The 23,085-nt window shown below is 40.7% G+C and carries 24 protein-coding genes, 1 tRNA gene and 2 riboswitches; of the genes, 3 read left to right on the forward strand and 22 right to left on the reverse strand.

Annotated features, from left to right (window positions below; translation table 11 throughout):
• Window positions 1-10: 10 nt before the first annotated feature.
• The 8 genes from ACZ42E_RS05620 to mnmL form a co-directional block, all read right to left on the reverse strand.
• Complete coding sequence (locus tag ACZ42E_RS05620) at window positions 11-652, reverse strand: amino acid ABC transporter permease (RefSeq protein WP_464891386.1); 642 nt, start codon at window positions 650-652, stop codon at window positions 11-13.
• Between the two features lie 102 nt (window positions 653-754).
• A complete protein-coding gene (locus ACZ42E_RS05625) occupies window positions 755-1,576 on the reverse strand; it encodes an amino acid ABC transporter substrate-binding protein (RefSeq protein WP_464891387.1) in 822 nt (273 codons plus the stop codon).
• 141 nt (window positions 1,577-1,717) lie between these two features.
• Window positions 1,718-1,879 carry a hypothetical protein gene (locus ACZ42E_RS05630; protein WP_464891388.1) on the reverse strand — a complete coding sequence of 54 codons (162 nt, stop codon included), beginning with the start codon at window positions 1,877-1,879 and terminating at the stop codon, window positions 1,718-1,720.
• Window positions 1,880-1,954: 75 nt separating this feature from the next.
• Entirely contained in the window at window positions 1,955-2,221 is a 267-nt protein-coding gene (locus tag ACZ42E_RS05635) for a hypothetical protein (RefSeq protein WP_464891389.1), read from the reverse strand.
• 82 nt (window positions 2,222-2,303) lie between these two features.
• Entirely contained in the window at window positions 2,304-3,584 is a 1,281-nt protein-coding gene (locus ACZ42E_RS05640; RefSeq protein ID WP_464891390.1) for a helix-turn-helix transcriptional regulator, read from the reverse strand.
• A 130-nt stretch (window positions 3,585-3,714) separates the two neighbouring features.
• Window positions 3,715-3,801 (reverse strand) — tRNA-Leu (locus ACZ42E_RS05645).
• Between the two features lie 92 nt (window positions 3,802-3,893).
• Window positions 3,894-5,177 carry an L-lactate MFS transporter gene (locus tag ACZ42E_RS05650; protein WP_464891391.1) on the reverse strand — a complete coding sequence of 428 codons (1,284 nt, stop codon included), beginning with the start codon at window positions 5,175-5,177 and terminating at the stop codon, window positions 3,894-3,896.
• Between the two features lie 20 nt (window positions 5,178-5,197).
• Window positions 5,198-6,139, reverse strand: coding sequence for a tRNA modification radical SAM protein MnmL/YtqA (mnmL, locus tag ACZ42E_RS05655; protein WP_464891392.1), 942 nt, complete (start codon window positions 6,137-6,139; stop codon window positions 5,198-5,200).
• Between the two features lie 115 nt (window positions 6,140-6,254).
• A riboswitch (SAM riboswitch) is annotated at window positions 6,255-6,357 on the forward strand.
• 73 nt (window positions 6,358-6,430) lie between these two features.
• Between mnmL and ACZ42E_RS05660 the strand changes: the two genes are divergently transcribed.
• Genes ACZ42E_RS05660 through ACZ42E_RS05670 form a run of 3 tightly spaced genes read left to right on the forward strand, consistent with a single transcriptional unit; the run spans window position 6,431 to window position 8,994 of the window.
• On the forward strand, window positions 6,431-7,456 hold the full coding sequence (locus ACZ42E_RS05660) for a methionine ABC transporter ATP-binding protein (protein WP_464891393.1): 1,026 nt from the start codon (window positions 6,431-6,433) through the stop codon (window positions 7,454-7,456).
• A gap of 31 nt (window positions 7,457-7,487) precedes the next feature.
• On the forward strand, window positions 7,488-8,165 hold the full coding sequence (locus ACZ42E_RS05665; protein WP_464893486.1) for a methionine ABC transporter permease: 678 nt from the start codon (window positions 7,488-7,490) through the stop codon (window positions 8,163-8,165).
• A 4-nt stretch (window positions 8,166-8,169) separates the two neighbouring features.
• On the forward strand, window positions 8,170-8,994 hold the full coding sequence (locus tag ACZ42E_RS05670) for a MetQ/NlpA family ABC transporter substrate-binding protein (protein WP_464891394.1): 825 nt from the start codon (window positions 8,170-8,172) through the stop codon (window positions 8,992-8,994).
• Between the two features lie 52 nt (window positions 8,995-9,046).
• On the opposite strand, the gene ACZ42E_RS05675 is transcribed toward ACZ42E_RS05670, so the two are convergent.
• The 14 genes from ACZ42E_RS05675 to fmt all read right to left on the reverse strand — a co-directional run bounded on the left by ACZ42E_RS05675 (window position 9,047) and on the right by fmt (window position 23,072).
• Complete coding sequence (locus tag ACZ42E_RS05675) at window positions 9,047-10,102, reverse strand: DUF1646 family protein (RefSeq protein ID WP_464891395.1); 1,056 nt, start codon at window positions 10,100-10,102, stop codon at window positions 9,047-9,049.
• A gap of 206 nt (window positions 10,103-10,308) precedes the next feature.
• The gene (gene ribH / locus ACZ42E_RS05680) at window positions 10,309-10,770 is read right to left on the reverse strand and encodes a 6,7-dimethyl-8-ribityllumazine synthase (RefSeq protein ID WP_464891396.1); all 462 of its coding nucleotides are present in this window, start codon (window positions 10,768-10,770) and stop codon (window positions 10,309-10,311) included.
• Between the two features lie 21 nt (window positions 10,771-10,791).
• Window positions 10,792-11,994 (reverse strand): bifunctional 3,4-dihydroxy-2-butanone-4-phosphate synthase/GTP cyclohydrolase II, encoded by a 1,203-nt coding sequence (locus ACZ42E_RS05685; protein ID WP_464891397.1) that lies wholly within the window; start codon window positions 11,992-11,994, stop codon window positions 10,792-10,794.
• Between the two features lie 16 nt (window positions 11,995-12,010).
• The gene (locus ACZ42E_RS05690; protein WP_464891398.1) at window positions 12,011-12,676 is read right to left on the reverse strand and encodes a riboflavin synthase; all 666 of its coding nucleotides are present in this window, start codon (window positions 12,674-12,676) and stop codon (window positions 12,011-12,013) included.
• Window positions 12,670-13,773 (reverse strand): bifunctional diaminohydroxyphosphoribosylaminopyrimidine deaminase/5-amino-6-(5-phosphoribosylamino)uracil reductase RibD, encoded by a 1,104-nt coding sequence (gene ribD / locus ACZ42E_RS05695; RefSeq protein ID WP_464891399.1) that lies wholly within the window; start codon window positions 13,771-13,773, stop codon window positions 12,670-12,672. The genes ACZ42E_RS05690 and ribD overlap by 7 nt, the downstream gene beginning before the upstream one ends.
• A 99-nt stretch (window positions 13,774-13,872) precedes the next feature.
• Window positions 13,873-13,991: riboswitch (FMN riboswitch) on the reverse strand.
• A gap of 91 nt (window positions 13,992-14,082) precedes the next feature.
• Complete coding sequence (rpe, locus tag ACZ42E_RS05700; protein ID WP_464891400.1) at window positions 14,083-14,727, reverse strand: ribulose-phosphate 3-epimerase; 645 nt, start codon at window positions 14,725-14,727, stop codon at window positions 14,083-14,085.
• Between the two features lie 2 nt (window positions 14,728-14,729).
• Window positions 14,730-15,611 carry a ribosome small subunit-dependent GTPase A gene (gene rsgA / locus ACZ42E_RS05705; RefSeq protein ID WP_464891401.1) on the reverse strand — a complete coding sequence of 294 codons (882 nt, stop codon included), beginning with the start codon at window positions 15,609-15,611 and terminating at the stop codon, window positions 14,730-14,732.
• Window positions 15,612-15,631: 20 nt separating this feature from the next.
• The gene (gene pknB / locus ACZ42E_RS05710) at window positions 15,632-17,476 is read right to left on the reverse strand and encodes a Stk1 family PASTA domain-containing Ser/Thr kinase (RefSeq protein ID WP_464891402.1); all 1,845 of its coding nucleotides are present in this window, start codon (window positions 17,474-17,476) and stop codon (window positions 15,632-15,634) included.
• Between the two features lie 17 nt (window positions 17,477-17,493).
• Window positions 17,494-18,204, reverse strand: coding sequence for a Stp1/IreP family PP2C-type Ser/Thr phosphatase (locus ACZ42E_RS05715; protein WP_464891403.1), 711 nt, complete (start codon window positions 18,202-18,204; stop codon window positions 17,494-17,496).
• A gap of 30 nt (window positions 18,205-18,234) precedes the next feature.
• The gene (rlmN, locus tag ACZ42E_RS05720) at window positions 18,235-19,305 is read right to left on the reverse strand and encodes a dual-specificity RNA methyltransferase RlmN (protein ID WP_464891404.1); all 1,071 of its coding nucleotides are present in this window, start codon (window positions 19,303-19,305) and stop codon (window positions 18,235-18,237) included.
• Window position 19,306: 1 nt separating this feature from the next.
• Complete coding sequence (gene rsmB, locus ACZ42E_RS05725) at window positions 19,307-20,683, reverse strand: 16S rRNA (cytosine(967)-C(5))-methyltransferase RsmB (protein ID WP_464891405.1); 1,377 nt, start codon at window positions 20,681-20,683, stop codon at window positions 19,307-19,309.
• Between the two features lie 18 nt (window positions 20,684-20,701).
• Window positions 20,702-21,376 (reverse strand): zinc metallopeptidase, encoded by a 675-nt coding sequence (locus ACZ42E_RS05730; RefSeq protein ID WP_464891406.1) that lies wholly within the window; start codon window positions 21,374-21,376, stop codon window positions 20,702-20,704.
• 2 nt (window positions 21,377-21,378) lie between these two features.
• Window positions 21,379-22,134: a DUF116 domain-containing protein gene (locus ACZ42E_RS05735; protein ID WP_464891407.1), complete on the reverse strand. Its 756-nt coding sequence runs from the start codon at window positions 22,132-22,134 to the stop codon at window positions 21,379-21,381.
• Window positions 22,134-23,072 (reverse strand): methionyl-tRNA formyltransferase, encoded by a 939-nt coding sequence (fmt, locus tag ACZ42E_RS05740; RefSeq protein ID WP_464891408.1) that lies wholly within the window; start codon window positions 23,070-23,072, stop codon window positions 22,134-22,136. Before fmt ends, ACZ42E_RS05735 begins: the two co-directional genes overlap by 1 nt.
• Window positions 23,073-23,085: the final 13 nt, after the last annotated feature.

The raw sequence follows: 23,085 nt of genomic DNA on the forward strand, positions 1-23,085 counted from the left end.
CTGTTCGCTCCTAACGATAATAATCAAATTTATGTTCTACCCATTTAAAGAACTGCTGCACTATGGCAGTCATAAAAAGATAAAACACAGCGGCAATTATAAAGGGAACAAAGGTTTCATCCCTCATCACTGCTGTTTTGGCAACCCTCAAAAGCTCACTTATAGCCAAAACATAGATAAGGGCTGAATCTTTTACCAGATTTATCACTTCATTGCCGATAGGGGGGATAACCCTCTTAAAGACCTGGGGAAGTATAATATTGGTCATAGTTTGAAAACGATTTAGCCCCAGAACATCTGCTGCCTCATACTGCCCTCTATCAATCGATTGAATACCTGCCCGGATAATCTCTGCAATATAAGCAGCATAATTTAGCACAAACGCTAATACAGCGGCGGTAAAACGTTCCAATCGTATTCCTATGGTCATCAAGCCAAAATAGATAAACAAAAGCTGTAAAAGAAGAGGGGTTCCTCGAAAAAGCCAAACATAAAATTCCATAAACCAGGCCAGGGGCTTAAATCGGGAAAGACGAGCTATCCCCATAACCGTCCCCAAAGGGAGGCTCATAATAAGAGTCAAAAAAAACAATGTTAATGTAACTTTCCAGCCTTCCAGCATATAAGGCAAAAGCTTCAGCACATATTCCATACTTATCTCCCTGCTATCTATATAAGATTAATTACATAATTACAGGCTAACAGCATAAAACACCGTTAGCCTGCTTTATTATAACAAATTTTCAGTAAAACACTAGTATTTAATTATATCTTCACCAAACCATTTCTTGGATATTTCAGCTGCCGTTCCATCTTTCTTCATTTCATCCAGCACTTTTTCCAGCTGAGCTAAAAAGGCCTTATCCCCTTTTCTTAAACCTATTCCAAACTGTTCTACACCAAAATTGTCTTCTAATACCTTATAATCCTGAGCATGTTTGGAGATATAATATCTGCCCACCACTTCATCGACTACTACGGCATCTACTCCGCCGCCTTTAAGATCCCGTAAAGCCAGGTCATTGCTCTCAAACTCCAAAATATTATCTTCAATCTTTTCATAAATGGGGTCTGCCTCTACAGCATCTACAGCACTGCTGCCTGCTTGAATTCCTATCTTCTTCCCTACAAGATCTTCCTTGGTTTTAATATCAGAATCTGCTCTTACCACTATAATCTGGTGATCTTCAATGTAAGGCCTGGTAAATAGCATCTCTTTCTTTCTTCCTTCCGTTATGGTAAGGCCATTCCATATTACATCAATATTACCGCCATTAAGCTCTTCAATTTTGGTTTCCCATACTATCGGCTGAAATTTTACATCTACACCCAGCCGTTTGGCTGCTTCCCTGGCCAGGTCAATATCAAAACCTACAATCTGGTTGTTTTCATTCCGGAATCCCATCGGCGGGAAAGCATCGTCAAGCCCCACTACAAAATATCCTTTTTCTTTAATTTCTTCCCAGGATGAATCTTCAGCGGGAGCTTTAGAACCTGAATTTTTGGTTCCACACCCAGCAAGCATAATACCCAAAACAATAGATAAAACCAGAATAAGTGCAATTTTTCTCCTCACAGCAAATCCCCCTTATGTAAAATTTCACGTTATTATTTTAATTTAGTCTGTTAAAGAAGTAAATAGGTAATGTTAAAAAAATTAAATTACTAAAGTAATTTTTTGCCATAAAGAGGATTTGCCTGGTAAACACCATTTTCATTAATCATTCCTAAAATTAAGGCAGTATTCCAGCTCTTCCAAACTGCCAGCCAGGAAAACCATTTCATTGCGGTCACAATTGGCAGCGGCTGCTTCATAAGAATTGTACTCATGAGGCAGAACATACCCGGAAATATTTACTAAAAAGAACTTAGCCGACATAAAATCACCAAAATTTCAAGTAATACTGAGCTTATTTTTTATAATTCTAATCTTAAATATACCTATCAATTTATATCATTTATATATTTTAAGCCAAACATATTCTGTATCCTTTGGATAAATCGTAAACAGATGTCTTCCTTCTCCATGAAAATCAAAATCACACTGGCTGACATCCAGATCAGCCAGGCCAAAAATTTCAAGCTTATCATTTTCCAAACCAATATTTATATTAAAATACTCTTTCTCTACTCCCTGGCTATTTTTAACCCGTACGGTAAACTTAGGCTGTTTCTTTAAAATAAACATCAGCTTCTCCATTTCAGGTTCTTGATTTTTCATCAGCCATCATCCCTCCCTTTTATTTTTAATATTAAACAAAAAAATACCTTTTCCTCCTTCTTTCGTCATTTACATATTTATATTAACAACTATATTTTTCTAGTATTTTTTTGGCTTTTTCTCTTATACTCTCCCGCAATTCTTCAGGTGCAATAACCTCTGCATCATCTCCCCACTGCATAAGCCAGCTCTGCATTTCCACCAGCCCGCATACCTCATACTCTACCAGTAAGCTGCCATCTTTATATTCAGTTAAAATACGCTGGGAAGGATGATATTTTATATTTTTCAATCTGAAAGCCACTTCTGAAGAAAACTTTACCTTAACTTTTTGTACAGGGTCATTGCAGAAAATACCCCAGCTAGATTTAATATATTCATGCAGATTAAAGTCCCCCGGATATTCAAAAATCTCCCTTTCATTTAAAGAGACGCTTTTTATCTGATCCACCCGGTAAACCCTTATCTCATTATTCGCTTCTCCAACCCTCCTTGCCAGCAAATACCACACCGACCTCTTGCAAACCATCCCCAGGGGTTCCAGCTTGCGCTTTGCCTCACTTCCATCCCGGTGCAGGTAAACAATCCGCACTCTGATATTTTCGGTAACTGCTTTTATAAGATTGCCTAAAATACCGCTGAACCTTTCAGGTCTAGCTAAGGTATCCCCTACCACATAAATCCTATTTTTTATATTTTCAACATAGTGAGATATCTGTTTATTTTTAACAAATGTCTTTTCCATTTCTTTTCTGGCCGCTGCAATCACCGGTTCCAAAAGGGTATTATCATAGAGCAGCATGGAAGTGTAAACAGCTGCTGCGCTTTCGGGAGGAAGCTTGGGAAGATAAACTTCTTCAAGCGAGTATTTTCGGTTAGTTGTGGAAGGCCTTTTTATAACTATCCCCATCTCTTCCAGCTCATTGATATCGCGGTATATCATCCTCCTTATGCTATCATCAGAAGGTAATCTTTCACTATAATCTTTCATAATTTTTTTATAATTGTCCAGTATCAATCCCATTTCGGCCCCACCATAAGGAATCCTGCTGTGCAGAAGCTGGTACAAATACAAAAGACGTTCGGTTTTTTTAAAAACCCAACGATCATCCAGATTTTTTTCTAAATATTCGACTATATCATCCAGACTAAGCTTTTTTCCGTTTTTTATGATCTTTAACTGCCTTTTATCTTCATATATAGCAGAATCACCTGATAAACCATACAAAATGCGATACAAAGTATTTCTGGTCATTTTTAAATCATGCAATAAATTTTCTTCATCACAATAAGGATTAATAAGCAAATAATCTTTTACAGCTGCCGTCTGGGCACTTATATTTTCCACCTTACTTCTCTTCATATTTAAAATGCCCCCCAAATCCTCAATATAAAACCATTTCATGGTATATTATAGCAAAGTAACCCAGACATAAATATTAAAAACTGCATAAAACAAAAAGGGAGCTAAAAGCTCCCTTATAATTTTCATTTGGTGCGGCAGAAGGGACTTGAACCCCCACCCTGTGACCAGGACTAGAACCTGAATCTAGCGCGTCTGCCAGTTCCGCCACTGCCGCATCCCTTTATTATTTGTCCAAGCGAGATTAATTATAAAGCATAAATATAACTCCTGTCAAGGATAAAACAAAACCTTTTTAAAATTTTTTATTTAACCATCAGGCTTGTCCAGTTTCGGAACAGGTTTTTTTATCATAAAAACTAAAAACAGGGCGATAAAACACAAAGCAATGCCAATAACAAAAACCTCGCAAAATGCCCCTGCCAATGCCTCTTTAACCTGCATTCCCCCTTTTCCGGCCAGTAATGCTGCACTACGTGCCCGGTCTGCCAGAACAGCCGCTACACGTGGTGAAATAACTGCTGATATGCCAAACCCCAGAAAAAGCAGCCCGTAGTTGGTTCCCAAATGGCGGGTGCCAAAAAAGTTGGCGATAAGGGTTGGAAATATCCCAAAAAGCCCACCTAAAGCCATCATGACTATACATGCCCCTGCCACCAGCAGTTTGTAATCGTTGGTTTTTATAAGTACAAACTGAGCTCCTATAAGCACTGCCAAAAGCAGAGAAAGAGCATTTTTCTCACCGATTTTGTCAAGCAGGGAACCAAAAAACGGCCCTCCCAAACCGTTAACTACAGATATGGCAGCTACAATATTTAAGGCCTGAGTTGCTGATAAACCTGCCATTGCCTGCATAATAATCTGCGCATTGCTGGTAAGGACCAGACCCGGAAAAGCTCCCAGTATAAAAACAGACAAAATAACATAAAAAACAGGTTGTCTTAGCATTTCTCCGGGGGTATAACTAAAGTCAAAACCAGTATTGCCTGTTTTGTCTTCATCCCCACATAGTGGTGGATTAGTCAAAAACCTCGCACAAAAAAGCATAATCACCAAAAAGATAAGTCCAGTATACAAAAAAGCGCTCTGCACGGAAGAAATTTTTTGTATTATACTTCCAGCAATATAACTGAAAACTAGCCCACCTACCCCAAAAATGCCGGCAATAAAACCTCCCGCCAGGCCTCTCTTGTCTGGGAACCACTTGAGCACAGTAGGAAGGGGGGTGGCGTAGGAAAGTCCCCGTCCTATACCGGCTAAAAAACCATGAAAAATATATAAACCGGTTAAAGTTTTCATATAAGAAGCAGTTATCATGCTTAAACCTAAAATGACTGCTCCACTCCTCGCTACCATGCGCGGGCCTACCCTATCCTGCCACATGCCAGCAAAAATAGCAGTTATGGTATAAGTAAAAACCATTATCGAGAAAATTAAAGAAATCTGCGCCAAACTCCAATCCGGGTTTTCTACTTTGAGCTGATTGGCAAATACGCTCCAGCTGTAAACTGAACCCAGGCAGAGGCTGGTAAATGCTGCTGCCAAAAATACTTTAATCCTTTGACTGGCAAAACTTCTGCTTTTACTGAGCATAACAATTCCTCCCCTGCTCCCTAGCTATTTATAAACCTCTTTCCCTGCCAGCTGTTCCTCCTTATGAATTCATCATCAATAGCATTCAAAACTTCCCACTTGTTAAGGCTCCAGCGCGGTCCTACCAGAAGATGGCGCGGACTGTCTCCTGTTAAGCGGTGAATCACCACTTCGGGAGGTATATATTCTAAAATATCCACTACTGTATTTACATACTCCTCCCGGCTCAAAAACTTAAGCCTTCCTTCCTCATAAAACCTCATAAGCGGCGTTTCTTTCATAAGATGTAAAAGATGAATCTTCAACCCCTTGATAGGAAGCTTTCCCACTGTTTTTCCGGTTAAAAGCATGTCATCATAATCTTCACCGGGAAGCCCCAGTATTATGTGAGCAACTGTCTCAATCCCCCGCTGTCCCAATTTTTCCAAAGCTTTAAGGAAAGTCTCATAATTATAGCCTAGATTTACCATGCGGGCTGTTCTCTCATGTATAGTCTGCAACCCTAATTCTACCCATAAGTAGGTACGTTCGTTTAATTCCTGCAGGAGATCCAGTACCTCATCAGGGAGGCAATCAGGGCGGGTAGCGATTGCCAGGCCTACAACTCCCGGACTTGACAGCGCAGTTTGATAAAGCCTTCTTAACCTGTCTACAGGGGCATAGGTATTGGTGAAAGCCTGAAAATAAGCTATATAGAGGCCTTCTTTCCACTTCTTGTGCATTATTTTTTTAATCTGCTCTATCTGTTCAGTAATGCTTTTTCCTCTTTCTCCTGCAAAGTCACCGGAACCACGGCTGCTGCAAAAATAACAGCCTTCCCTGGAAATTGTCCCGTCCCGATTGGGACAGGTAAACCCTGCATCAAGAGAAAGTTTAAAAACCTTTTGCCCAAACTTTTGCCGCAAATGGTAATTAAGGCTGTGGTATCTCTTGTTGTCCCAGGTTAAAGGTTTTGTATCCAAACCTATCCCGCCTTTATCATATTTTCAAATTATTTTTACTATTGACCGCCACTGTATACAATGATAATATTATTTACGACAAAATCAAATAATAATAGATAATATATAGAGAAACCTCTTATCGAGAGAGGCTGAGGGACTGGCCCAATGACGCCCGGCAACCGCCAAAAAATGGCAAGGTGCTAATTCCTGCAGATCTTAGGTCTGGCAGATAAGAGATAAGATATAGCATATCTTGCCTCTTTGTACCAATACAAAGAGGCATTAATAGTTTTAAGGAGGAAGCGTAATTTGATCCAAATCAAAAATTTAACCAAAATCTACACTACCCCTCATCAGCAAGTTCTGGCCTTGGATAATGTAAGCCTGACTGTAAACAAAGGGGAAATTTTTGGTATAATTGGACTCAGCGGAGCTGGCAAAAGCACCCTGATACGCTGTATAAATATGCTGGAAAAACCTACTTCCGGTAATATAATTGTTGATGGACAGGACATGACCCTCCTTAACAAAGACGAACTGCGCCTGGCCAGGCAAAAAATAGGCATGATATTCCAGCATTTTAACCTTTTATCATCCCGTACTGTATTTGACAATGTGATGTTTCCTCTGGAAATCGCTAAAGTTCCAATAAACGAGGCCAGAAAACGGGTAAATGAACTCCTGGAACTGGTAGGGCTTCAAGATAAAGCCAGGGTTTATCCTTCTCAGTTGAGTGGAGGGCAAAAACAAAGGGTAGGTATTGCCAGAGCGCTGGCTAATGATCCTAAAATACTTTTGTCAGATGAAGCAACTTCAGCTCTGGATCCGGAAACTACCCGCTCTATTCTTAAACTGCTTAAAGATATAAATAAACAATTGCATATAACCATTTTGCTAATAACCCATGACATGAATGTAATAAAACAAATCTGCGATCGGGTGGCAGTTATTGATAAATCAAGAATCGTGGAAGTAGGAGATGTCTTAACCATATTTTCTAATCCCGGTACTCCTACCTCCCGCAGTTTTCTGAATGCTATCATCAAAAGTGAAGTACCGGAAGATCTTTTACACCTGGCCCAAAATAATGCCAGCGGTTCCAAACTTATAAGAATATCTTTTATCGGTTCATCAGCTGGAGAACCAATAATTTCGACCATGATTAAAAAGTTTGACATTCAAGCCAATATACTCTATGGAAATATCGACCGGGTTAAAGATACTCCCTTTGGCAATTTAATATTAGAAATTATAGGAGAGCCCTTGATAATTAAAGAAGCATTGGATTTTCTCAAAGATAACGGACTGGAAATTGAGGTGTTAAAACATGCTTGATCTTTTGCACTGTTTTGATGTACATGCGTTTATGATCATATTTTCCGGTGATTATGGCATAATAGCTGAAAAAGTTCTCAAGGCAACCTGGGAAACTATTTATATGATACTTATATCTACCGGATTAAGTTATATCCTGGGGCTTCCCCTGGGCATAATCCTGGTTATTACTGAAAAAGGCCATATAGCTGAAAACCTTTTTCTGAACCGGATACTGGCTTTTCTTGTAAATACAGTAAGATCTATACCTTTTATTATATTTTTGATCCTTATTATACCACTGACGCGCATGATAGTAGGAACCTATATAGGAACGACTGCATCTATCGTCCCTTTAACCCTGGCTGCCATACCTTTTGTAGCCAGGATGGTAGAAACTTCCCTTAAAGAAATCGAATGGGGACTTATCGAGGCAGCCCTCTCCATGGGAGCTACTAACTGGCAGATAATTACCAAGGTTTTGATACCGGAAGCTCTTCCTTCCATAACTTTAGGCATAGCCATAACCACGATAAACCTCATAGGCTATTCAGCCATGGCTGGTATAGTAGGAGGAGGAGGACTGGGAACCCTTGCCTATTATTATGGTTATCAGCGTTATGACAACCTTATACTGTGGACAACTGTTATAGTGCTTATCTTCATGGTACAAGGTGTTCAAACGCTTGGTGATAAAACAACCAACAAACTAACTGAAAAGAGGAGGTAGATCTATGAACAAAAAACTTTTAGCACTTGCCCTTTCTCTTATCCTGCTGATAGCTGGAACTGCAGGATGCGGCCAAAAAGAGACAGCTCAAAAGGGTGGGGAAAAAGAAACCAAAAAACTGGTAGTGGGAGCAACCGCCAAACCTCATGCCGAAATTTTGGAAATTATAAAACCTGAGCTGGCTAGAGAAGGAATAGAACTGGAAATTAAAGAATTTACCGATTATGTCCTGTTAAATCCTGCTCTGGTAGACGGTGAGATTGATGCCAACTTCTTTCAGCATCGTCCTTATTTAGACGATTTTAATGCCAAAAACAATGCTGATCTGCGGGAAGTTGTAAAAGTACACAATGAACCCATGGGAGTATATTCAAATAAATTCAAAAAAATCGCTGATATTCCTAAAGGGGCACAAATAGGAATACCCAATGATGCCACTAATGGCGGCAGGGCCCTTATGGTACTGGAAAGAGCCGGTCTTATAAAGCTTAAGGAAGGGGCAGGGGTAACGGCTACTGAAAAAGATATCGTAGAAAATCCGAAAAATATAAAAATAGTAATGATGGATGCCCCCATGCTGCCCAGAGCCCTGGAAGATTTGGATGCCTGTGTGATAAACAGCAACTATGCTTTGGAAGCCAACCTCAATCCAGTAAAAGATTCAATTTTTATGGAACCTAAAGACTCTCCATTTGCTAATATACTGGTAGTAAGGCCAGGAGACGAAAACCGGGAAGATATCCAAAAACTGGCTAAAGCATTGCAGTCTCCTGCTGTTAAAAAATTCCTGGAAGAAAAATATAATGGTTCTTGTGTACCAGCCTTCTAAATGTAAAAAAGAGGGGGAACTCCCCCCCTCTTTAAGCCTGTTTTCAATAAATTTATAAAACAAAAAGGATAACATAAAAAATCCCCATGACTATTGCCCCCAGGGGCACCCCTATTTTAGCCCATTCCGTACTGGTTATCCGCAGTTTGGAAGCTGATATTATATTCGGAATATTGCCAGGAATTAGCATGCCTCCGGAAATAATAAGCCCCATAAGAACAGCTTCAATCTGCATGGTGCTCATTTTGGGACTTATTTCCGCTGCTGTAAGGGTGGCATTGTCCAGAACCGCCGAAACCGTATTTACCCAGTAAAGCAGACGATAGTCAAGCTTTAAAACATAGGCATCTATCAAGGGATAGAACCCTTCCCCCAAAAAGGTTAAGGCCATAACAAAAAGATACACCTTTAATGCCCTTATTACTATCCCCCGCCAGGTATCCTGCTCCATTTCTTCAGCTTCTTCTTCCACAGTTACAGCCAGGTCACAGGAAGGCACATCTTTTTCTTCCTTTACTGCCCAGGCAGCATAGGCTGCTCCCAAAACTCCAAAAACTATAACCGCAGGTATGATGAATTTCCCTAAAAGTTTTACCAGATATAAAAACTCCTGATTAAGCTTGGCAATAGCGATAGTAGCCAAGGGTTCCCCGATGGGAGTCAATGCAGCACCTAACCCTATGGAAAAACAGGCAATTACGCATATCACTATTTTATGCCTCCTTTTAAGAGGCAGCTGGAAGATTATTTCCACCAGAATAATCGAGGCAATAATCGCCGTAATGATACTTGACAGCAAACCTAATATTACTATTACCAAAAAAACAACTACCGGCACGGGAATTTTATTGAAAATATTTTGCATAAAGCCTGTGAACGGTTCGCGCAGGATGTGAAAGAGGGCACCAGCGATAAAAACAGCCGAGGCTATCATAATGGGATGTTCGAGGGCAGCAATGAAGAGTTCCCGGTTCATGACTCCAGAAATCAGGGCAGCTGCAATTCCCATAATAAAAAGGAAAATCTCCAGCTGTTCCTCCACTATCTTAAAAGCGAAGGGCAGTACCAAGACTAATAGAAGAATAACGACCAGTCCTGTAATAACCATTACCATCTCTCCCTGCTGTAATTTAATAGTATTAAATTTTTACCCATTATAATTTTATCAAATTATTTATAAAGGGTAGCAAAAAATTTATCATTTTTTTGCGAATTTTTTATTTTTTTGTCTTTTCGTATAATTTAATAATGTAATTAAATTTCCCCCAATAAAATAGCGACCCCTTTATTTTTAAGGGATCGCTCTTTATATTACTATTCTATTTCTTTCAAAAGATTAATCATTTCTATAGCCGTCAAAGCAGCATCAGCACCTTTATTGCCTGCTTTGGTACCTGCTCTTTCTATAGCCTGTTCCAGGGTATCAGCAGTAATTACCCCATATATGATAGGCTTTCCGCTGGCCAGGCTGGTTTGAGCTATTCCCTTGGTCACTTCAGCAGCAACATATTCAAAATGCGGGGTAGCCCCTCTTATTACCGCACCCAGGCATATTACCGCTTCATACTCCTTAGCAGCCATTTTCTGCGCTGCCAGAGGCATCTCAAAAGCTCCCGGCACCCAGGCTATATCTATATTTTCATCTTCTACCCCATGTCTTTTTAATGCATCAAGACAGCCACTCAAAAGCTTGCTGGTTATAAATTCATTAAAACGCGAAACTACTATACCAATCTTTTGGCCTTCCCCTAAAAGCTTCCCTTCATATATGCGCATAACCCTTTTCCTCCTTACAATCTATAGTTTAGCCAGCATATGCCCCATCTTTTCTTTCTTGGTTTTTAAATACTTTTCATTTTCCCGGCGGCTTTCGATTTCAATGGGCACCCTTTCTACCACTTCCAGATTATACCCTTCCAGCCCTTTAATCTTCTTCGGGTTGTTAGTCATAAGCCTCATTTTCCTTACCCCTAAATCACTTAAAATCTGGGCTCCTATTCCATAGTCGCGCAGGTCAGCAGGAAATCCCAGTTCCAGGTTTGCTTCTACTGTATCACGGCCCATATCCTGCAGTTTATAAGCTCTTATTTTGTTTACCAGGCCAATGCCACGGCCTTCCTGACGCATATAGAGAAGAACTCCCCTGCCTTCTTTTTCAATCATGGTAAGGGCGGCAGCCAGCTGTTCACCACAATCACACCTTTTAGAACCAAATACATCGCCAGTCAAACATTCAGAATGTACCCGCACCAGAATAGGTTCATCCTCTTTCCATTCACCCTTAACCAGCGCCAGATGCCCCTGGCCATCAAGCAGCGACTCATAGGCAACAGCGGTAAAGTCCCCATAAATTGTAGGCAATAGAGTGCTTTCCACTCTTCTTATAAGCTTTTCTGTACGTCTTCTATATTCTATAAGGTCAGCAATCGTCACTATTTTCAAATCATGCTTGCGGGCAAATTCCATAAGTTCGGGAACCCTGGCCATAGTTCCATCTTCATTCATAATCTCACATATTACCGCAGCAGGATAAAGACCTGCCAGTTTGGCCAGGTCAATAGAACCCTCCGTATGCCCTGCCCGGCGCAGTACTCCCCCTTCTTTGTATCTTAAAGGGAAAATATGGCCTGGTTTTCTGAAATCTTGCGGCTTACTTTCCGGATCAATAAGTGCCTTAACGGTAGCTGCTCTTTCAAAAGCAGATATGCCCGTGGTAACTGTTTTGTAATCAACCGATACGGTAAAAGCTGTTTCATGATTATCGGTGTTATCGCTTACCATAGGCCTTATATCCAGTTCATCAAGCCTTTCTCCCAGCATAGGTACACATATTAAACCTCTGCCATGAGTTGCCATAAAATTGATGATTTCGGGAGTAACCTTTTCGGCTGCTGCCACTAAATCTCCTTCATTTTCTCGGTCTTCATCATCAACCATGATAACCATTTTGCCCTGTCTTATGTCTTCAATTGCTTCTTCGATACTGTTAAATTTAAACACTAAAAATCACCCTCCCTTAAATAAAGCCATGTTCAGCTAAAAAATTCACATCCAATGTTTTTTCATCTGTTTGTGGCAACTCATCCCGATTAAGCAGCTTTTCTATGTAGCGGCCTATGATATCTGTTTCCAGATTAACCTCATCACCTGCATTTTTAAACCCTAAAGTAGTCATCCTGGATGTATGGGGAATAAGTGATACATTAAAACTGCCTTTCCCTGCCTCAATCACCGTAAGGCTTATCCCATCAACAGCTATGGAACCTTTAGGCACCGTATATCTTAAGACATTATCGGGAGCTGCAATATGATAAATAATGGCAATGTCTTTAGGTTCCTTTTTTATAATTTTCCCTATGCCATCAACATGCCCCTGAACTAGATGTCCCCCCAAACGATCTCCTAACCTCAAAGCCCTTTCCAGATTTACATAGTCCCCTACCCTTAAATTTTTTAAGGTAGTTTTTGCAACCGTTTCTGGCATAACATCTGCGGTAAAAAAATCTCGCGCAAAATCTACTACCGTCAGACAAACACCGTTTACAGCAATACTATCGCCTATTTTTACATCTTCTAAAACCTTGCTGGCCTTAACAGTTATCTTAAGGGACCTGGCTCCTTTTTCTATCTTGCTTACTGTCCCCAGCTCCTCAACTATACCTGTAAAAATATCTATCACCACCCTGTATAGGCTATAACTAAAATATCATCATCAAACCTTCTGGTTTCGGCTATTTTAAGAAGATGCGCCTCTCTCATGAAGAGAGCCCCTTTTCCTTCCACCGGGGTAATTCCTTTCCCCCCTGCTATCTTGGGAGCGATAAAGCAGTAAACTTTATCTACCAGCCTTTGTTCAAAAAGAGAAGCATTAAGCTTAGCGCCGCCTTCTACCAGAATACTGCATATATCCCTTTTAAGCAGCATTTTAAAAGCCTGCACCAAATCAAGATTATCAGGCTCTCCTGCTACCTTCAAAACTTCTATATTATGTTCCATAAGCTTAAGGCATTTTTCTTCCTCAACCAGATATGAAGTAATAACAAAAGTTTTTTGTTTATCAGCTGTTTTCACAATATTGCTGTCCAGAGGAAGGTCTAAACTGCCATCTATAATTATCCTTACCGGATCACGTTTTTCTTCTTCATCCAAACGGCAGTTAAGCATAGGATCATCTTTAATAACCGTATTTATTCCTACCATAATCCCATCATATATGTTCCGCAGTTTATGTACATAATTCCGTGATTTATCACCGCTTATCCAGCGTGAATCCCCCGACGAAGTAGCAATTTTCCCGTCCAAAGTCATGGCATATTTTAAACTTATAAAAGGCAAACCTTTAGTTATATGCTTAAAAAAAACTTCATTAATCCTTTTAGCTTCCTCTTCCAAGACTCCAACCACCGTTTCTATCCCGGCATCCTCTAAAATCTTTTTTCCCCTGCCTGCAACCTTAGGGTTAGGATCCAGGGTGGCCATCACCACTTTTTTTATGCCAGCTTCAATAAGGGCATAAGCACAGGGAGGAGTTCGTCCATAGTGGCTGCAGGGCTCCAATGTTACATACATAGTAGCTCCTTTGGCCTCCTTGCCTGCCTGCTGCAAGGCATGCACTTCAGCATGGGGAGTTCCTGCCTTTTTATGATAACCTTCCCCTATAATTTTGCCATTTTTGACTATGACTGCTCCCACTACCGGATTGGGACTTGTTCTTCCCAAAGCCCTGGCAGCCAGTTCTAACGCCCTTTTCATGTACACTACATCTTCATTTACTGCCATTAAAGCTTCACTTCCTTACTATGGCTTACTTATAAAAAAAACCCGAATTAATCGGGTTTTTTAGGCAGGAAAAAACAAGGCATGAAAAAGGTATGCCTGCCCTTCCTTCTCCCATCCAGACTTTCACTGTCGGCCCTGGAATTGCACCAGGTCATGCCCCAAAAAGGCTCGCGGGCTTTACCGCCGGTAGGGAATTTCACCCGTCCCCGAAGAAAGGCTTGTTTATTATTTGGTTTTATTAAATATTATCACCACAACACCAGTATGGTCAAGGTCAGGCGCTAAGTTTCGTGTCCTTACGCAAGCTTTTTAAAATTTAAGGCTTTGTACCGCTTTTTCAATATCAGATGAGCCAAAAATATAAGAGCCAGCAACCAGTACATTTGCTCCTGCCTGCACCACTTTTTTGCCTGTAGCTTCATTTATCCCGCCATCAACTTGAACATAAGGCTCCAGCCCTTTTGTCCCAAGCAATTGCCTGAGCTCCTTTATTTTCTCTACCGCACCCGAAATAAACTTCTGCCCTCCAAAACCTGGATTTACACTCATTATCAGGATGAGATCCAGTTCAGAAGCAATATCATTAAGAAGGCAAACAGGGGTCGCAGGATTTAATGCTACCCCTGCTTTTTTGCCATACCCTTTGATGAGGCTTATTACCCTGTGCAGATGAACACATGCTTCCAGATGAACAGTTATCAAATCTGCTCCCGCTTCCACAAAAGCAGGAATTAAATTTTCCGGTTTTTCTATCATAAGATGAACATCAAAAAAAAGCCGGCTCTTTTTTCTTATATCAGCCACTACCTGCGGTCCTATAGTTAAATTGGGCACAAAATGACCATCCATAATGTCTATATGCAGCCAATCAGCTCCTGCCTTCTCCACCCTTGTTATATCTTCCCCCAATCGGGAAAAATCAGCTGATAAAATAGAAGGAGCAACTAAAACCAATATTAATAACACCTCTCATTCTCGATTACTTCCTCCAGCATGTCCAAATAATTGTTATAGCGAAATTCAGCGATAGCTCCCTGTTTTACCGCTTCTATAACTCCACATTCTTTCTCTTTCCAGTGTAAACAATTGTTAAATTTGCAGCTTAAGGCAAAGTCGCTAAAATCAGGGAAATATCTGGAAAGTTCATTTCTGGAAATATCAGGCAAATCTAGAACGCTAAACCCTGGAGTATCTGCAATAAAGCCTCCTCCTTCCAGGGGATAAAGCTCGACATGTCTGGTGGTATGTTTACCTCGTCCTATTTTAGTGCTTACCTCCTGGGTTTTTACTTTAAGGTTTCCTTCCGTTAAAGCATTAAGAAGGCTGGACTTTCCTGCCCCTGAAGGTCCAGCAAATACTGCAATTTCTCCTTTTATTATCTGTCTTAATTCTTCAATACCCGTCCCCTTGACAGCAGAGGTTTCCAAAAAATTGAAACCGGCATTAGGATAGTAGTCCTTGATAAGCATAGCTTTTGGGTCAGGGGCAATATCAACTTTATTAAGGATAATATAAGGCACCAGCTGGTTATAATAAGCCAAAAACAGAAGTCTGTCCAAAAGAGCAAGGCTGGGAGCAGGTTTATCATTGCACATAACTATGAGAACCATGCTTACATTAGCTATACGGGGCCTTAACAACTCATTTTGCCGGGGTAAAACTTTCTCAATAACCCCTTTATCATCAGGCAGTACAGAAATAACAACCTTGTCTCCACTTAAAACCGGTTCTTTAAGCTTCCCTCTCAATTTACATTCATAAACTTTCCCTGCCTGCTGGACATAATAGAAACCGCTGTATTTTTTCAGGACTACCCCTTCCACTTCAGAATTTTTCATAAACCCCCTCCGATCCGATATCAGAGATTATAAGTCTTATAATATTTGCCGTTTAGATAAACATCAGCTTTGCCGCTTCCAAAATAGCTTACCCCTATATATAATACTTCTCCTGCCTGATTTATCTGATTATATACCTCTCTTTTGCCTTTCGCATCAGTAACTTCTACAACCACCTTATAATAATTTTCTTCCACCGGCAGTTTTATTTCTAAAGCCTTGGTCTGAGCAGCAGGTCCCGGTCCTTTGCTTACAGTTAAAATCACACTGCTTCCTTTTTCGACCATAACTCCCGGTTTAATATCCTGTTCTATAACCTGATCAGCATAATATTGACTGCTCTCTTTTTCTACAATGCTGCCTACAGACAGCCCAATATCCTCGAGCTGTTTCTTGGCATCGTTGACATTAAGCCCAATCAAATCAGGCATTTTAACTTTTTCGGGAGGCTCACCTTTGCTTACCAGGACATCTACCCGGCTTCCTTCCTTTACCCTGGTTCCCCCTTTGGGGCTTTGCGAAATAATTATACCTTTGGCATATTTAGTATCATATTGTTCTTCTACTTCTCCCAAAACCAAATTTTCGTTAGCAAGCCTTATTTCAGCATCATTTAAAGATCTTCCCACCAAATTGGGTACTCTAGCTATAGCAGTACCTTTACTTAAAACTACTTCTATCTCTCTTCCCTTTTTGACCTTCATGCCTGCTGGCGGATCCTGGGATACAATGCGTCCCGGCTCCATATCGCTGTTGACATCTTCCCGTACAACTACCATTTTCAAACCTAGTTCATCAAGTTTTTCCTTGGCTTCCTTGCTTTCCATCCCTACAATATCTGGAACTTCCACTTCTTTGCCAAATAAGCCATCTCCCAGAACATAAAAGATACCGGCTAACAAACCTATAACAGCAGCCAGGATAAGCACCAGGGCTTGAGGACGCAGCTTGCGTTTTCTTGGCAAATTATAATCCATCCTTTCATTTGAAATAGGGGGCATAATAATAGTTTTTTCATAATCATCCTTTATAGAATATCCTCCCCTTCTTCCACCAGAAAATCCCAGCAAGGCATTGCGCATCTCTTCTGCCGTCTTAAAACGATAGGCAGGTATTTTAGCCATGGCTTTTAATACAATCTCCTGCAAACTTTGGGGAATAACGCTCGCCATCTCTTCCGGGAAACATGGTTCATCATGTATATGTTTCAGGGCAACGGTTATAGGACTTTCTGCATCAAAAGGAACTTTGCCGGTAAGCATTTCATAAAGCACACATCCCAAAGAATATATATCTGTCTGCCGGGTAACCGGCTCTCCCTTTGCCTGTTCCGGAGATATATACTGTACTGAGCCTAAAATATTTCCTCCAAAAGTTATAGTTTTTTTGCTAACTGCCTGAGCAATGCCAAAATCAGCAACCTTAACCAAACCTGTAGAAGTTATCAGTATATTGTGGGGCTTTATATCTTTATGGATGACCCCCCGTTCATGAGCATGATGAATACCATCACAAACCATTATGGCAATATCTACCGCTTTTCTTACATCCAGGGGAGCCTCCTTTTCGATAAGCTCTTTTAATGTATATCCCTCTACAAATTCCAGAACAATATAATGTATATCCCCATCCTGTCCTACATCATATATATTTACGATATTGGGATGAGAAAGCTTAGCTGCTGCCTGAGCTTCTGTTTTGAATTTTCCCACAAAATTGACATCACGCGCAAACTCAGGCTTTAATATCTTTACAGCAACTACTCTCCCCAAAACCCGGTCAAAGGCTTTGTAAACTAAAGCCATACCGCCTTCTCCACTTTTTTCCAAAAGCTCATATCTGCCACCTACAACTGTACCTGTCAAAACCGGTTACCTCCCAATCAGATACATATCAGAATCACGGTAATGTTATCATGTCCACCGCGTTCAAGTGCCTTATCTACAAGTTTTCTTGCTATCCCTTCAATATTTTCAGCAGGTGAAAAAATAATCTCCAGGATTTCCTCAGCCCCCAGCATATCACTTAAACCATCAGTACAAAGAAGTATTATATCACCAATCATCAAAGATTCAATATAATGATCAACCTGAATATCTTCAGCAATACCCAAAGCACGAGTCAATATATGATTGTATGAAGTATTTGATAAATCCTGAACCTTAAGAAGGCCATCCTCTATCATCTGCTCTGCCAATGTATGGTCTCTGGTAACCTGCCTTATCTCCCCATTTCTCACGATATAAAGCCTGCTATCCCCAACATGGCTTACATACAGCTTGTTTTCGCTAATCACAGCTGCCGTGATGGTGGTGCCCATTTCACGACATTCGGGATCATTTTGCCCGGCTTCCCTGATCTTGCGATTAGCCTTTTTAATTATTTCATCAATATATTCCACTACCTGAGCAATTGTCAAATTTTCCGTCTCTCTGGCTACGATATCTACCGCCATGCTGGAAGCTATATGTCCGCTTTTATGGCCTCCCATGCCGTCACATACTATAAACAAGCCCTGTGATTCCCTTATAAAAAAACTGTCTTCATTACGATGTCTTACAAGACCCTGATCAGATATACCTACACTTTTCATAATTCACCTCTATAAACAAAAACAAGATTCCTAGCGTTTGGCTCTGAGCTGTCCGCAGGCCGCCTCAATATCAGCACCTTTTTCTTCCCGTATGGTTACATTTAAACCTGCTTCTGAAAGCCAGTTATAAAACTGCATAATCTTTTCTTTTTCCGGTTTTCGATAAGGCAGCCCCTCTACTTCATTATAAGGAATCAAATTTACATTAGCCAGCAGCGGTTTAACCAGTTTAATCATGTTGTCTGCATCCCGACGGCCTATATTTATCCCATCAAGCATCACATATTCAAAAGTTACCCTTCTATTAGTACAGGCTATATAAAACTCTACTGCCTTCATCAAACTGGACAAAGGATATTTCCGGTTAATCGGAACCAGCTGATTGCGCAGTTCATCATCACAGGCATGTAGAGAAACAGCCAGGGTAACCTGCAGGTCTTCCTTGACCAATTTTTCTATTCCTTTAACATCACCAGCAGTAGATATGGTTATACTTCGCTGGCCCATATTAATCCCTTTATGGTCATTTAAAATATATATCGATTTTATAACTTCATCATAATTAAGCAAGGGCTCTCCCATGCCCATATAAACAACATTCGATATAATATTATCATCAGCATTTTTTACTTTCTTTTTCAGTTCCCGGCGTGAACTCAAAAATTCGCCCGCTATTTCCCCAGCCGTCAAATTACGCTGAAATCCTCCCTGTCCTGTTGCACAAAATGCACAGCCTATAGGACATCCCACCTGGGTAGACAAACAGAGCGAATACCGGGTATCCTTCTCATTACGTTGAGGTATCAAAACTGTTTCCACTTTTTTCTTGTCGCTGAATTCCAGCAAATATTTGCGGGTCCCATCCCTGGATACCCTCTGTTTTAAAACACGGGGAAATGATATAACTGCGATTTCATCCAGGCGGCTGCGCAAAGCTTTGGGCAAGTCGCTCATTTCATAAAAACTGTCTTCATCTTTCTGATATATCCATTTATGTACCTGCCTTCCTCTAAAACGCTGTTCACCAATAGAAACCATAAAATCTTCCAACTCTCTTATCCCCATGCCTAAAAGCTCAGTTTTATCCTTTTTATTTTCCATATCAGTAAGTATCCTGCCTCCTCATAAGTGCATAAAACATGCCATCAGTATTATATTTACCGGGATAAATAGTAAGCATACCCTGCAAGGCTTCCCGTCTATCCTTTTCATCAAGAGGGAAAAAATCTATCCTGTCAGCAAGAGGAACTAATCTAAAATGCCGATTGCTCTCCAGGAATGCATGTACTATGCCTTCGTTTTCTTCCCGGTTGATAGTACAGGTAGAATAAAGCAAAAACCCTCCATTTTTAACCATTCCACCTGCTTTTTTCAATAATTTTAATTGTAAACATACCAAATCGGCAATATCTTTTTCCTTTCTTTTCCATCTGATGTCAGATCGCCGATTTAATACCCCCAAACCTGAACAGGGGGCATCCAGCAAAACCCTGTCAGCTTCTGGCATATCATCCATGGTAAGTACATCCCCTGCTATTCCTTTCACTATATCAATCCCTAACCGCCGGCAGTTGTCTTCCAAAAGCTTTATCTTGTGGGCATAAAGATCAATAGCTACTATTTCACCTTTGTTGTCCATAAATTCTGCCAGATGGGTAGTCTTTCCTCCTACCCCTGCACATATATCATATACCTTTTCCCCGGGTTCAGGATTAAGTATAGGAGCTGCCAGCATGGAAGAAGGATTTTGAATATAAAAATACCCTTTTTTATAACAGCTGGTAGCCTCCAAAAAAACCTGCATATCCTCAACTTCTATATCCCAGGGGGTTAATTCCCCTTTTTTTACCCATATCCCTTCTTGCTTCAAACTTTCTATCAATTCCTCCCGATAAACCTTAAGCGAGTTCGTGCGCAAGGTAAGATGGGGCCTTGAATTATTATATTCCATCATCTTAATACATTCTTCTTCCCCTATTTCTGTCAGCCACCGTTTGACCATCCATTCAGGGTGAGAATAATAAACAGAAAGATAAGCTGCCTTATCTTTTGGATATTTAATCTTATCCATATTGCGCAAAATATTGCGCAATACCCCATTTGCTACCCTGGCTAAAGCAGGACCTGCCTTCTTGCGTGTTAACTCCACCGCATCATTTACTGCTGCATAAGCCGGAATTTTTTGCATAAATAATATCTGATAAAGAGAAACTCTCAAAACGGCACGCAGCCAGGGATTAAGTCTTTCCACCTCCCGGGATAAAAAAAGATTAAGCACCCAATCCAGGTGCTTTAACATCCGTACAGTGCCATTAACTATCTCCGTAACCAGGTTTTTATCTTCCCGGTTCAGCTCATATTTTCCCAAATACTGTGCCAGAGCCAGGTTGGCATAGGCATCTTTTTCAGTTATTTCATAAACTATCATGGCAGCTGTATATCTGGCTTTAGAAACAGTATGTCCTAAAGATCTATCCATTATATAAACACCTCATGCCTAATCTTCCTGAGAACCTAAAAATGCCACTACATAATAAAGAAGGTTAGCAATAGCAGAAATAGCAGCTGCTAAATAAGTTAAAGCAGCAGCGCTCAAAACCTTTTTAACGGCCGGCACTTCCTGGTTAGTTATAATTCCGGAAGCCGCCAGCTCCTCAACAGCTCTTCTGGAGGCGTTAAATTCAACCGGCAAGGTTACCAGATGAAATAACACTACCGCTGAAAACAGGATGATGCCAAGTAAAACAAGATTAAAACTATTTAAAACAATTCCCAGGAGCAGTATGGGAAATGAAGCATTGGAAGCAAAATTAGTAACCGGTACTATGGCATGTCGGAGTTCCAATGGTCCATATTTTTCGCTGTGCTGAATTGCATGCCCTACTTCATGGGCGGCCACCCCAAGAGCAGCTAAAGAATTGCTCCCATATACCGATTCGGAAAGCCTTACTCTTCTTACTCCTGGATCATAGTGGTCAGTAAGAAATCCTCCTACAGGATCAATCCCTACTCCCTGCAAGCCTTTGCGCCTTAGAAGCTGAGCAGCAACTTCTGCCCCCGTCATGCCGCGCATGCTCCGTACGCGGGAATATTTTTCAAAAGTCGATTTAACCTTAAACTGAGCATAAACCGAAAGAAGAAGCGCCGGTAATATAAATATAAGGTATGTCATAACTATTCCCCTCCTTTTTTAAAAGACATAAAGGCACTTTTTACCCATTCTAAATCAACATCAGTATTAAAGCAAGGTCCGTTAGGCCGGCAATTTAGCACTCCGATAACCGGAATGGCTGATATATCCTGAATACCTAAGGCTAAGTCTCTCTCACAGGCAATTGCTACTACTGCGCTAGGTCTTATCTCTTTTATAAATTTACGCGCCAAGGTTCCGCCGCTTGCTATTTTTAATACCGCCTTATGCTCCCTGGCCAGCTTTTTTAATTCCCCTATTTTGCACCTGCCGCATTCTTTGCAGTTTTCAACATCTATCGTAATCTTATAAGGACAATCTGCATTTTGCAAACAATGGGGAGCCAGTATCATAATCTGTTCCCCGGGAAAGAAAAGTTCTTTGGCTCTTACCAAAAAATTGTTTACTTCAATATAAGAACTCAGTATTTTCTCTTTCTGAATGCCTAAAAATTTTCCTACCATCAAAGTCAGAGGGAACAAGGCATCGTTTACTATTTTGCCCAAATTTTCAAGAGAAGGGGTAGTTTTGGATTTCCAGACCATAATTATAATAGCCAGCAATCCTATCCCCAGAATAGTAAAGGCCAAAGCAGCTGCTGCCGTTAAAACCATAAATATTATTCTGCTTACCACTATATTGCGGTTTATCACCATATACCATACAAGAAAAGCAGCTATAAGCAAAAATAATAAGCTGCCCCCTAAAAGACCTATATAAACCCGTTTTTTAATCTGCATTATCCTTTCTCCCCTAATATCATCCCTTTGCCAATTCTGCTGCCGCGCAGGAAATCAACCGCTCCCATCTTCTTCTTCCCTTCCCGCTGCACCTCCAGAATTTCAAGGGTTCCACATCCGGTTTGCACGATAAAACCACTATCAGTTACATCTTTTATTTCTCCCGGTATACCCTTTTCTGTTCTTTCCTTTATCCGGCTTCTGAATATTTTAAGCTTAAAACCTTCTATATAGGAATAAGCTCCCGGTACAGGACTTAAAGCCCTTATTTTATTATGTATCTGCAGGGCAGATTTATCCCAATCGATAACTTCATCAGCTGAAGTAATCATTTGTGCATAGGTAGCCTTGCTGTGGTCCTGCTTCTGCCTTATTATCTTCCCTTTTTTCAAATCCTCAATAGTCTCTACGAGCAGTTCTGCCCCTTTTTGTGACAAAACCGCTTCCAGCTCGCCATGTGTAACATCCTCATCAATGGGCACTTTAAGCTGTTTAAGTATATCCCCGGTATCCAATCCCTCATCCATATACATTATAGTAACTCCGGTTTCCTTTTCCCCATTCATCAATGCCCTCTGAATAGGAGCTGCCCCCCTGTAAAGAGGCAGTAAAGAGGCATGAATATTTATACATCCTAAAGGAGGTAAAGAAAGCAAATCGGGGGACAAAATCTGTCCATATGCTGCAACTACAATGAGATCCGGTTTCCATAGCCTTATAACTTCTACAGCTTCCGGATTTTTTATCCTGGCAGGTTGAAATACAGGCAGATTATTTAAAACTGCCCATTCTTTAACCGGAGGAGGCGACAATTTTTTGCCTCTTCCTTTAGGCCGGTCAGGTTGACTTACTACCCCCACCACATCGTATCCTTTATCTATAAGCATCTTAAGCGGATAAACGGCAAAATCAGAGGTTCCCATATAAACCAGGCGCAAGATATATAGCCTC

This window comes from Thermosyntropha tengcongensis (assembly GCF_055381335.1).

What these genes read in the sequence shown, in the direction of transcription:
- ACZ42E_RS05620 (WP_464891386.1), bottom strand. Translation starts at nt 652, where the DNA reads ATGGAATATGTGCTGAAGCTTTTGCCTTATATGCTGGAAGGCTGGAAA.
- ACZ42E_RS05630 (WP_464891388.1), bottom strand. Translation starts at nt 1,879, where the DNA reads ATGTCGGCTAAGTTCTTTTTAGTAAATATTTCCGGGTATGTTCTGCCT.
- ACZ42E_RS05635 (WP_464891389.1), bottom strand. Translation starts at nt 2,221, where the DNA reads ATGAAAAATCAAGAACCTGAAATGGAGAAGCTGATGTTTATTTTAAAG.
- ACZ42E_RS05640 (WP_464891390.1), bottom strand. Translation starts at nt 3,584, where the DNA reads ATGAAGAGAAGTAAGGTGGAAAATATAAGTGCCCAGACGGCAGCTGTA.
- ACZ42E_RS05650 (WP_464891391.1), bottom strand. Translation starts at nt 5,177, where the DNA reads ATGCTCAGTAAAAGCAGAAGTTTTGCCAGTCAAAGGATTAAAGTATTT.
- ACZ42E_RS05665 (WP_464893486.1), top strand. Translation starts at nt 7,488, where the DNA reads ATGATCATATTTTCCGGTGATTATGGCATAATAGCTGAAAAAGTTCTC.
- ACZ42E_RS05670 (WP_464891394.1), top strand. Translation starts at nt 8,170, where the DNA reads ATGAACAAAAAACTTTTAGCACTTGCCCTTTCTCTTATCCTGCTGATA.
- ACZ42E_RS05675 (WP_464891395.1), bottom strand. Translation starts at nt 10,102, where the DNA reads ATGGTTATTACAGGACTGGTCGTTATTCTTCTATTAGTCTTGGTACTG.
- ribH (WP_464891396.1), bottom strand. Translation starts at nt 10,770, where the DNA reads ATGCGCATATATGAAGGGAAGCTTTTAGGGGAAGGCCAAAAGATTGGT.
- ribD (WP_464891399.1), bottom strand. Translation starts at nt 13,773, where the DNA reads ATGGCAGTAAATGAAGATGTAGTGTACATGAAAAGGGCGTTAGAACTG.
- rsgA (WP_464891401.1), bottom strand. Translation starts at nt 15,611, where the DNA reads ATGAAAAATTCTGAAGTGGAAGGGGTAGTCCTGAAAAAATACAGCGGT.
- ACZ42E_RS05715 (WP_464891403.1), bottom strand. Translation starts at nt 18,204, where the DNA reads ATGAAAAGTGTAGGTATATCTGATCAGGGTCTTGTAAGACATCGTAAT.
- rlmN (WP_464891404.1), bottom strand. Translation starts at nt 19,305, where the DNA reads ATGGAAAATAAAAAGGATAAAACTGAGCTTTTAGGCATGGGGATAAGA.
- rsmB (WP_464891405.1), bottom strand. Translation starts at nt 20,683, where the DNA reads ATGGATAGATCTTTAGGACATACTGTTTCTAAAGCCAGATATACAGCT.
- ACZ42E_RS05730 (WP_464891406.1), bottom strand. Translation starts at nt 21,376, where the DNA reads ATGACATACCTTATATTTATATTACCGGCGCTTCTTCTTTCGGTTTAT.
- ACZ42E_RS05735 (WP_464891407.1), bottom strand. Translation starts at nt 22,134, where the DNA reads ATGCAGATTAAAAAACGGGTTTATATAGGTCTTTTAGGGGGCAGCTTA.